At 56.1% G+C, this 9118-nt stretch carries 13 protein-coding genes; 3 read left to right on the top strand and 10 right to left on the bottom strand.

The window, feature by feature from the left end:
* Window positions 1–175: 175 nt before the first annotated feature.
* The 9 genes from mutT to R0I78_RS05705 form a co-directional block, all read right to left on the bottom strand.
* Window positions 176–580: an 8-oxo-dGTP diphosphatase MutT gene (gene mutT, locus R0I78_RS05745; RefSeq protein ID WP_317074636.1), complete on the bottom strand. Its 405-nt coding sequence runs from the start codon at window positions 578–580 to the stop codon at window positions 176–178.
* Window positions 570–761: a DNA gyrase inhibitor YacG gene (gene yacG, locus R0I78_RS05740; RefSeq protein WP_019933097.1), complete on the bottom strand. Its 192-nt coding sequence runs from the start codon at window positions 759–761 to the stop codon at window positions 570–572. Before yacG ends, mutT begins: the two co-directional genes overlap by 11 nt.
* Entirely contained in the window at window positions 758–1492 is a 735-nt protein-coding gene (gene zapD / locus R0I78_RS05735; RefSeq protein WP_317074635.1) for a cell division protein ZapD, read from the bottom strand. The genes yacG and zapD overlap by 4 nt, the downstream gene beginning before the upstream one ends.
* Before the next feature lie 50 nt (window positions 1493–1542).
* A complete protein-coding gene (gene hemW / locus R0I78_RS05730) occupies window positions 1543–2688 on the bottom strand; it encodes a radical SAM family heme chaperone HemW (protein ID WP_317074634.1) in 1146 nt (381 codons plus the stop codon).
* Complete coding sequence (rdgB, locus tag R0I78_RS05725) at window positions 2682–3287, bottom strand: RdgB/HAM1 family non-canonical purine NTP pyrophosphatase (protein ID WP_019933100.1); 606 nt, start codon at window positions 3285–3287, stop codon at window positions 2682–2684. The genes hemW and rdgB overlap by 7 nt, the downstream gene beginning before the upstream one ends.
* A gap of 11 nt (window positions 3288–3298) precedes the next feature.
* A complete protein-coding gene (locus tag R0I78_RS05720; RefSeq protein ID WP_019933101.1) occupies window positions 3299–3712 on the bottom strand; it encodes a DUF4426 domain-containing protein in 414 nt (137 codons plus the stop codon).
* Window positions 3713–3781: 69 nt separating this feature from the next.
* Window positions 3782–4333: a YggT family protein gene (locus tag R0I78_RS05715; RefSeq protein WP_317074633.1), complete on the bottom strand. Its 552-nt coding sequence runs from the start codon at window positions 4331–4333 to the stop codon at window positions 3782–3784.
* A gap of 9 nt (window positions 4334–4342) precedes the next feature.
* Entirely contained in the window at window positions 4343–5167 is an 825-nt protein-coding gene (proC, locus tag R0I78_RS05710) for a pyrroline-5-carboxylate reductase (RefSeq protein ID WP_317074632.1), read from the bottom strand.
* Window positions 5168–5177: 10 nt separating this feature from the next.
* Entirely contained in the window at window positions 5178–5870 is a 693-nt protein-coding gene (locus tag R0I78_RS05705; RefSeq protein ID WP_317074631.1) for a YggS family pyridoxal phosphate-dependent enzyme, read from the bottom strand.
* Window positions 5871–5909: 39 nt separating this feature from the next.
* Here R0I78_RS05705 and R0I78_RS05700 point away from each other — a divergent pair, with 39 nt between their 5' ends.
* Genes R0I78_RS05700 through yaaA form a run of 3 tightly spaced genes read left to right on the top strand, consistent with a single transcriptional unit; the run spans window position 5910 to window position 8857 of the window.
* Window positions 5910–6944, top strand: a complete 1035-nt coding sequence (locus tag R0I78_RS05700; protein WP_317074630.1) for a type IV pilus twitching motility protein PilT — start codon at window positions 5910–5912, stop codon at window positions 6942–6944.
* A gap of 16 nt (window positions 6945–6960) precedes the next feature.
* Window positions 6961–8070: a PilT/PilU family type 4a pilus ATPase gene (locus R0I78_RS05695; RefSeq protein WP_317074629.1), complete on the top strand. Its 1110-nt coding sequence runs from the start codon at window positions 6961–6963 to the stop codon at window positions 8068–8070.
* 7 nt (window positions 8071–8077) lie between these two features.
* Window positions 8078–8857, top strand: coding sequence for a peroxide stress protein YaaA (yaaA, locus tag R0I78_RS05690; RefSeq protein WP_317074628.1), 780 nt, complete (start codon window positions 8078–8080; stop codon window positions 8855–8857).
* Here yaaA and R0I78_RS05685 read toward each other — a convergent pair.
* On the bottom strand, window positions 8791–9118 hold a 328-nt coding region (locus tag R0I78_RS05685), incomplete at its 5' end, for a hypothetical protein (protein ID WP_317074627.1). The two genes, yaaA and R0I78_RS05685, sit on opposite strands and share 67 nt — an antisense overlap.

The following is a 9118-nucleotide window of genomic DNA, read 5'->3' as shown; positions in this document are numbered from 1 at the left end:
CTGAGCTTGTGTCTCGGTGGTAGACAGCGAGGCCTCGACGGCCTCACGTTTGAATGTGTCGCTAAAGCGACGGCGGGGTTTGTATTTCATAACACCTTCTCATTAAATGAAGGTGTCTACTTTTCTCGGGCCAGTCCAGCACCTACATCCAATTCTTCCGGCTTCTGGCTTCCCGCTATGGGTTTTGCAGTTTTGCCACTATCGGGCTGTTGGCGGCGGGAAAGTCGTAGCTGTGCAGCTCGCTCACCGATACCCAGCGGCTGGGTTGGCCTTCACGGCCGTGGGGCTCGCCGGTAAAGGCGGTGACTCTGCGAATATCCAGGGTGACTTGTTTGTCGCCATAGTCATGCTCAATGCGCATTAAGGGCTCGCACACAGTAACCCGAATGCCGATTTCTTCCTCCAGCTCCCGGGCCAGGGCCTGGGGCACGGTTTCACCGCTTTCTACCTTGCCGCCGGGAAACTCCCATTTAAAGGCCTGGTGCTGGCTTTCGCCCCGGCGGCAGACAAAAATCTCGCCGGCGGCGTTTTCAATCACGCCCACTGCCACCAGTACCGATTTTTTACCCTTAGTACTCATTTTCGCCATCCTGCTCCGGCAGCCAGGCGGGATCGCCGGGAATGCGCTTTTCTTCATCGGCCCACTCACCCAGATCAATCAGCTGGCAGCGTTTGCTGCAAAAGGGACGAAACGGGCTCTGCTCGCCCCATTCTACTGCTGTTCCGCAGGTGGGGCAGGGGACTGTGGTTATCTTGCTCATTTGATGTTTGCCAGTTCAAAGTCGATATTGCCGATGTCGGTGTTGCCCACCGGCATAAAACGAATGGTAAAACGATATTTGTTACCGCTGACTACCGGATAAACCGCCTGCTCGGTGGGCAGCCGCAACCGGATCATGTTGGTGTTTTCGGCGCTGTCCTGAAAAAAGCCGGCATTGGCCTGCTGGGCACTGAACTGGCTGCTTTCCCGCCATAGCGTCAGCAGCATATCCAGGCCCTGACGCAGCAGGCTGAGCTGGCCGACCCAGGCATCCAAATCCTGCTGCTGTACCTCGGCGGGCTGATGCAGCCAGTGATGCAGCTGAGGCACATCAAAGGAGCAAAGGCCGCCGGGAATGGCAAAACGGCTGCGTACCGCCGACAGCAGCCTGTCTTCCCGCAGGGTCTGGCCCAGCCGGGCACTGCGGGGCAGCTGCTGGCTGAGGGAGGTCAGCTGTTGGGAGAACTGCTGCAAAGCGGTAGCATCCACGCCGGGCACCTGGGCCCAGGCTTCCAGTTTATTATTCTGCAGCTCCAGATCCTTGGCCAGATCGCTGCGCAAGTCGCAACGTTCCAGTAACTCCAGGGCGTCGAGCAGCGCCTTGAACAGGGCGGTGGCCTGGCCGGGAGCATTCAGTTTGCGGCATTGTTCAATTTGCTTCAGCAGTTCATTCAACCGTAAATAGTTACGGCATTTTTCATTAAGAGGAAATTCGTAAACCAGTGATGACATAAGCTGCTTGGCCTGTAGTTCGAGGCATTAATGGCGCAAGTGTACCCGCTTCATTGCTCAAGAAACAAATCGAGCAGGCGGTTAAGAAAACGCCGGCCCAGCGGTGTTACTCGCCAGTGGCTGCCGGTGTTTTCCAGCAGCTCCAGCCGGCAGGCCTCAGCCAGCGGGGCCTGCAGCTGCGCCAGCGGCAAGCCGGTGAGGTCAGTAAATTCGTGGCAGGGAATGGGTTCGAACAGGCGAAGCCGGTTCATAAAATATTCCAGCGACAGATCCTGCGTCTCTATATGCCAGTGCTGATCCAGATAAGGCCGGCCTGAGTCCAGATAACCCCGGGGATGCTTGACCTTGACGGTGCGCAGTATTTGCCCCTGCAGCGGCAGGGTGATTTTGCCGTGGGCACCGCAGCCAATGCCGAGATAGTCGCCAAAGCGCCAGTAGTTGAGGTTGTGTCTGGCCTCAAACCCGGGTTTGGCATAAGCAGACACTTCATATTGCTGATAGCCGTGAGCCAGCAGCAGCGCGTGACCCCGTTCATAAATATCTGCCAGGGTGTCGTCTTCCGGCAGCGCTGGCGGACGAGAAGCAAACGGCGTGTTGGGCTCTATGGTGAGCTGATACCAGGACAGGTGCGGCGGTGCCTGCGCCAGTGCCTGCTCCAGATCATAAAGAGCGTCTTCAAGGCGTTGTTCAGGCAGGCCGTGCATCAGATCAATATTAAAGCTGTTCAGCCCCACACCGGCGGCTTCCTGTGCGGCAAAGCGGGCCTGTGCGGGGTCATGAATACGGCCCAGGCGTTCGAGCTTGTCGGCCTGAAAGCTCTGCACACCAATAGAAATACGATTAACGCCGGCCCGTTGAAAGCCGCCAAAGCGGCCGGCTTCCACCGTGCCCGGATTGGCTTCCAGGGTAATTTCAATATCGTCTTCAAAGGGCAGACGCTGCTGCACCCCGGCCAGCAGCCGGCCGATGGACTCGGGGCTTACCAGGCTGGGCGTACCGCCACCAATAAAGATGCTGTGCAGTTTGCGCCCCTGTGCAAAATGCAGATCGGCGTCGAGATCCTGCAGCAGGGCATCGATATATTCCTGCTCGGGAATATCGTGCTTCAAGGCATGAGAGTTAAAGTCACAGTAAGGGCATTTCTGTACACACCAGGGAATATGAATATACAGACTCAAAGGTGGCAGTATCAGCATTGCATCGCTTCTTGCAGCAGTTGTTGCAGCTGATGCAGGGCACTGGCTCTGTGGCTGTGGCGGTTTTTCTCGGCAGGGGTCAGTTCGGCAGCGGTTTTGCCCGCTTCCGGCACCCGGAAAACAGGGTCGTAACCAAAGCCGTGCTCACCTTCAGGAGCAAGGGTAATTTCGCCCTGCCAGTGGCCGGTGCAAATGAGCGGCGTGGGGTCGTCGGCATGGCGCATATAGACCAGCACACACCAGAAAGTGGCCTGGCGCTGGCCTTCGGGCACTTGCTGCATTTGCTCCAGCAGCAGCTCCAGATTTTGTTGGTCTGTCGCACCTGGGCCGGCAAAGCGGGCCGAGTAAACGCCGGGGCGGCCGTCCAGAGCTGCCACCGCCAGGCCGGAGTCATCAGCAATGGCGGGAAGGCCGGTTATTTGTGCGGCGTGACGGGCCTTGATAATGGCATTTTCCACAAAGGTGGTGCCGGTTTCATCGGCGTCAGTCACGCCCAGCTCGGTTTGCGGCACCACACTCATGCCCAGTTCGCCCAGCAGGCTTTGCAGTTCGGCAACTTTTTTGGCGTTGCCGGAGGCCAGTACAATTTTTTGAGTCACAACAGAACAACTTACTCGGTGTAAAAGGTATGACGGAAGCTCAGCTCGCCGCCCTGTTTGGGGCCGCTGATATCAATGGTGAAGAGCACATTGTCTTCATTGCGGTAGGGGTACTGGGCAATGTAGTAAACAGACTCACCTTCACGAATGGTCTGAAATTCCAGCTGACGTACATTACCCAGCAGGTTCTTGCCCTGGCCTTTAAGAGCCACCTGAACGGCCTTGCCGTCGGCGTCGAGCACTGCAATATTGAGCAGACCATTAAAGCGGCTGCGTTCAATATTGTTGTCTCTGGCAACATCCGGTGCCAGAAAGGTAGACGGAAAGGCACTGTAGTGTACGGTCCAGTCGCCGATGCGGGTCTCTTCGGCTGAAGCCTGAAAAGTAAACAGCAAGGCCAGAGTGGCGATAATGGCTTTAAACATAAGAATTCCCCTTTTAACCTGAGGCTGACAGTGATTAGTTTAGAACGCCTTGCTCAGGAGTTCCGCCGGTTATAGCTGCCACCAGAGTGAGCCAAACAAATCGCCCATCAGCCAGTTCAGTGCCTGCAGACCGATAAAGGCCACCAGAATGCTGAGATCCAGCCCGCCCATTGGCGGAATAATACGGCGCAGCGGTGCCAGCAAAGGCTCGGTCAGCTGATACATCACATACTCAATTTGACTGCGCCCCTGGCTGACCCAGCTCAGCAAAGCGCGAATAATCAGAATCCAGAACAGCATCACACCGGCCTTTTTCAGCACTGTGATGACGCCTACCAGCAATACCACGCTCCAGTCCGCTATGAACACATTCATCGCTTTAAGCAGCGTAAATTTGACCGTAGCCACTATCAGTGCCAGTACCACGGCGGCCATATCAATACCAAAAAAACCAGGAATAACACGACGCAGCGGCTTCAGCGGCGGGTTGGTGGCCTTTACCACAAACTGACTGAACGGATTGTAAAAATCGGCCCGGACCAGCTGCAGCCAGATACGCAGCAGCACCACCATCAGGTAGAGGTCGAAAACCGTGTTAATCAGATAATAAGCGGTGTTCATGGTTTGTCCTTAAAGCTGACTTTCCAGTTCCCGGGCCCGGGCAACGGCGGCACTCATGGCATCTGCCACCAGGCGGTCGAGGCCGTTGTCATTAAAGCTGCGAATGGCTTCGGCGGTGGTGCCGCCCTTTGATGTCACCTGCTCACGCAGTTGCCCCAGAGATAATTGCGGATTGGCCGCCACCATGTTGGCCGCACCCAGCGCGGTTTGTTGCACCAGCAGCCGGGCATCTTCGGCAGAGAAGCCACTTTGCTCGGCCTGTTTTGCCATGGCTTCCATAAACAGAAAGAAGTAGGCGGGGGCACTGCCGGCAGCGGCAATAATCTGGTTTATGCCGTCTTCTTCGGCGACCCACAGGGTTTTGCCGGCCGCTTCCATCACTTGCTGGCAATAGTCTCTGTCGGCCCGGGCCACTGCTGTGCCGGCATACAGACCGGTCATGCCCAGGCCGAGTAATGACGGCGTATTGGGCATGGTGCGCACTATATTAGGGTGGCCGCCAGCCATTTGTTCAAGGCGGCTTACACTGATGCCGGCGGCAATGGAAATCAGCAGCTTGCCGCTGAAGTCAGCCCCGGCAGCCAGCAGCTCGCTCAGCATGCCGGCCATCATCTGGGGTTTTACTGCCAGCACGATGGCATCGGCCTGAGTCGCGGCGTCCAGGTTGCTTTGGGTAGTATTAATGCCAAAGTCGGCAGCAAGGGCATCCAGTTTGGGCCGGGACGGGTTGGCGGCGGTAATATGACTGGCCGGATAGCCGGAGCGGATCAGCCCGGAAATCAGGCTGCGGGACATGTTACCCGCGCCGATAAAGGCGAGTTTTCTGTGTTCCATCAATGATCACTCAAGGGTTGCGGGAGCCGAAAATAGCCGTGCCCACCCGAACCAGGGTGCTGCCACAGGCCACTGCGAGTTCAAGATCGTTGCTCATTCCCATGGACAGGGTATCCATGCCGGAATGTTTTTTCTGCATTCTATCAAACAGATGCTTCAACTCTAGTAATTGTGCCCGCAAGGTCTCGGAATTGTCGGTTGCCTCCGGAATTGCCATCAGGCCGCGCAGACACAGGTTGGGTAGCTGGGCCACTTCGTCGGCCAGGATTTCGGCTTCAGCGGGAGTCAGCCCGGACTTGCTGGCCTCACCGCTGACATTTACCTGCAGGCAGATATTGAGCGGTGACATATGGGCCGAGCGCTGATCATTAAGGCGCTGTGCTATCTTGAGTCTGTCGACCGTCTGTACCCAGTCAAAGTGTTCGGCCACCAGCCGGGTTTTATTGGACTGCAGCGGACCGATAAGATGCCATACCGCATCGGGGCAACTTTGTTTGAGGCTGGTTATTTTGTCTACCGCTTCCTGTACATAGTTTTCACCGAAGCTGCGCTGTCCGGCGGCATAGGCAGTCTTCACGTCTTCGGCAGGTTTGGTTTTGCTGACGGCCAGCAGGTTAATATGGTGAGCAGGGCGGCCCGCCTGTTCGGCGGCAGCCTGCATACGGGCGTTAACGTCCTGAAGATGCTGTGCGATAGTACTCATATGAATAAATTCAGTTAAGCCTCGGGCAACGGGAAAAATATGGATATTACGGAATTACTGGCGTTCAGTGTAAAGCATAATGCCTCTGATCTGCATCTCTCTTCCGGTGTGCAGCCACTGCTGCGGGTGGATGGCGATATTCGCAAAATTAATTTGCCGGTGCTGGATCACAGAGAAGTGCACCGGCTGGTCTACGACATCATGAATGATCGCCAGCGCAAGGAGCTGGAAGAAAACTTTGAAGTCGATTTTTCCTTTGAGCTGCCGGGGCTGGCGCGTTTTCGGGTAAATGCCTATCATCAGGCGCGCGGGGCGGCGGCGGTATTCCGGGTGATCCCCAGCGACATGTGGACCCTGGAGCAACTGGGCGGACCGGACATCTTTGAGCGCATTGCCGAGTATTCCCGTGGTCTGGTGCTGGTGACCGGCCCCACCGGCTCGGGCAAGTCCACCACGCTGGCAGCCATGGTCAATCACATCAATGACAACTTCAACAAGCATATTCTGACCATTGAAGATCCCATTGAATTTGTGCACGACAACAAGAAATGCCTGGTCAACCAGCGTGAAGTGCACAGAGACACCCATTCTTTCAGTAATGCCCTGCGCTCGGCGCTGCGGGAAGACCCGGATATTATTCTGGTGGGAGAGCTGCGGGATCTCGAGACCATTCGGCTGGCACTCACTGCCGCCGAAACCGGCCATCTGGTGTTTGGTACCCTGCATACCTCGTCGGCGGCCAAGACCATTGACCGTATTATTGATGTGTTTCCCGGTGCGGAAAAAGACATGGTGCGCTCCATGCTGTCGGAATCATTGCGGGCGGTGATTTCTCAGAACCTGCTTAAAAAGGTGAATGGCGGCCGGGTAGCAGCCCATGAAATTATGCTGGGCACGCCGGCCATTCGTAACCTGATCCGTGAAGACAAGGTCGCCCAGATGTATTCCGTGATTCAAACCGGCATGGCCCATGGCATGCAGACCATGGATCAGTCGCTCAAGCGGCTGGTGGCCAGCGGTCAGGTGGCCCCTGCCGATGCCCGCCTGCGTGCGGCAGATCCGCAAAGCATCTGATACCCCGGAGAGAGCAATGGAACTGGCGTCATTATTAAGCCGCATGTGCGAGCACAAGGCCTCGGACATGTATATTTCGGTGGGCATTGCGCCCACCATCAAAACCCAGGGCAAACTCATGCCTCTGGGCGAGCAGCCACTGACTGAGCAGGAAACGCTGGCGCTGGTTGAATCGTGTATGACGGCGGAAAACAAGGCGCTTTTTCATCAGCAAAAAGAAGCCAACTTTGCCATACACGACGATGATCATGGCCGCTTTCGGGTCAGCGCTTTCTGGCAGCAAGACAAGGCCGGCATGGTGCTGCGGCGCATTGAAAGCCGGATTCCGTCTTTTGAGGAGCTGTATCTGCCCGAAACCCTGCGCGACATTGCCATGGCCAAGCGCGGTCTGGTGCTGTTTGTGGGCGGCACCGGCACCGGTAAGTCCACCACTCAGGCGGCCATGATAGGCCACCGCAACGGCCATGCCGACGGCCATATTCTGACCATTGAAGATCCGGTGGAATTTGTCCATCAGCATCAACGTTCCATTATTACTCAGCGGGAAGTGGGCATCGACACCGAGTCGTTCGATGCTGCGCTGAAAAGCTCGTTGCGTCAGGCCCCGGATGTCATCTTGATTGGTGAAATCCGCTCGGAAGAAACCATGGGTTATGCCCTGTCGTTTGCTGAAACCGGGCATTTGTGCATGGCTACCCTGCATGCCAACAACGCCAATCAGGCCATTGACCGCATTATGCACCTGGTGCCGGAAAACAAGCATCGCCAGCTGCTGTTTGATTTGTCGTTCAACCTGAAAGCCATAGTGGCTCAGCAATTGATCCCCACTCAGGATGGCACTCAGCGCCGGGCCGCGTTTGAGATTTTGCTGAACACGCCGCTGATTGCCGATGTGATCCGTCAGGGAGACATGCACAAGCTCAAGGAGATTATGGCCAAATCCCGTGAGTCCGGTATGCAAACCTTTGATCAGGCTCTGTTTGACCTCTACAGTCAGCAGCATATAGGCTACACCGAAGCACTGGCCTATGCTGACTCTCCCAACGATCTGCGGCTGATGATCAAGCTGCAGGGCGGCGGCGGGCTCGACTCCGGCCTGTTCGACAATGTAACCATCGAATCCTGAGGAAATTATGCTGATAGTAGTGTCCCCTGCCAAAACGCTGGACTATGACACGCCGCCGGTGATTGCCGATTACACCCAGCCCGAGTTGCTGGCGCACTCGGCCGAGCTGATTGAGCGGGCCCGAAAGCTGACCCCGGCAGAGATTGGCAAGCTGATGAAGATCAGTGACAAGCTGGCAGGCCTGAACGCCGCCCGTTTTGCCGACTGGCAGCCGGAATTTACGCCGGAGAACGCCAAGCAGGCACTGCTGGCGTTTAAAGGCGATGTTTATACGGGGCTGGATGCCGAAAGCCTGACTGCCGACGACTTTGCCTTTGCACAAGCACATATGCGCATGCTGTCGGGACTGTATGGCGTGTTGCGGCCACTGGATCTGATGCAGCCTTACCGGCTGGAAATGGGCACCAAACTCGACAATGCCCGCGGTAAGGATCTGTACGCCTTCTGGGGCGCTGTGATTACAGAAACCTTGAATGAGGCCATGGCGGCCCAGGGTGACAACGTACTGATCAACCTGGCTTCTAACGAATATTTCAAGGCGGTTAAGCCAAGCCAGCTGGAAGGCCAGATTATTACGCCGGTATTCAAGGACTGCAAAAACGGCCAGTACAAGATCATCAGCTTCTACGCCAAAAAGGCGCGGGGCATGATGGCTCGTTACATTATCGAAAACCGGCTGACCGAGGTCAGCCAGCTGACGGCGTTTGATACTGCCGGCTATTACTTTGCAGAAGACGAGTCCACCGCCACCGAGCTGGTGTTCCGGCGGGAAGAGCAAACATCCTGAAAAAAATAAAAAAGAGCGGGAACCTTTATGCGGTTGCCGCTCTCTATAAGGATGTGTCTACTGACTTTCAGCAATTCCCTTTTTTGACTCTCTCTTTGTTTAACCGGCCATGAAGGCCGGTTTTTTTGTTTGCCCAGCGAAGCTGGCAAACCCGTCAGGTTGAAAGAAACCTGAATCACCCTGACTGAGGGGAAGATAATCCGAATGGCAAGGGCGCTGCGGGCCAACGGCAGGGTCTGAAGGAAGCCATAGGAAGTCAGA

Origin of the sequence: Oceanimonas sp. CAM02 (genome assembly GCF_032842915.1) — a bacterium.
In the GTDB taxonomy this organism is placed as follows: Bacteria; Pseudomonadota; Gammaproteobacteria; order Enterobacterales; family Aeromonadaceae; genus Oceanimonas; species Oceanimonas smirnovii.
Note: the sequence above shows the minus strand (reverse complement) of the source record. Positions and strands in the feature narration are given on the sequence as shown.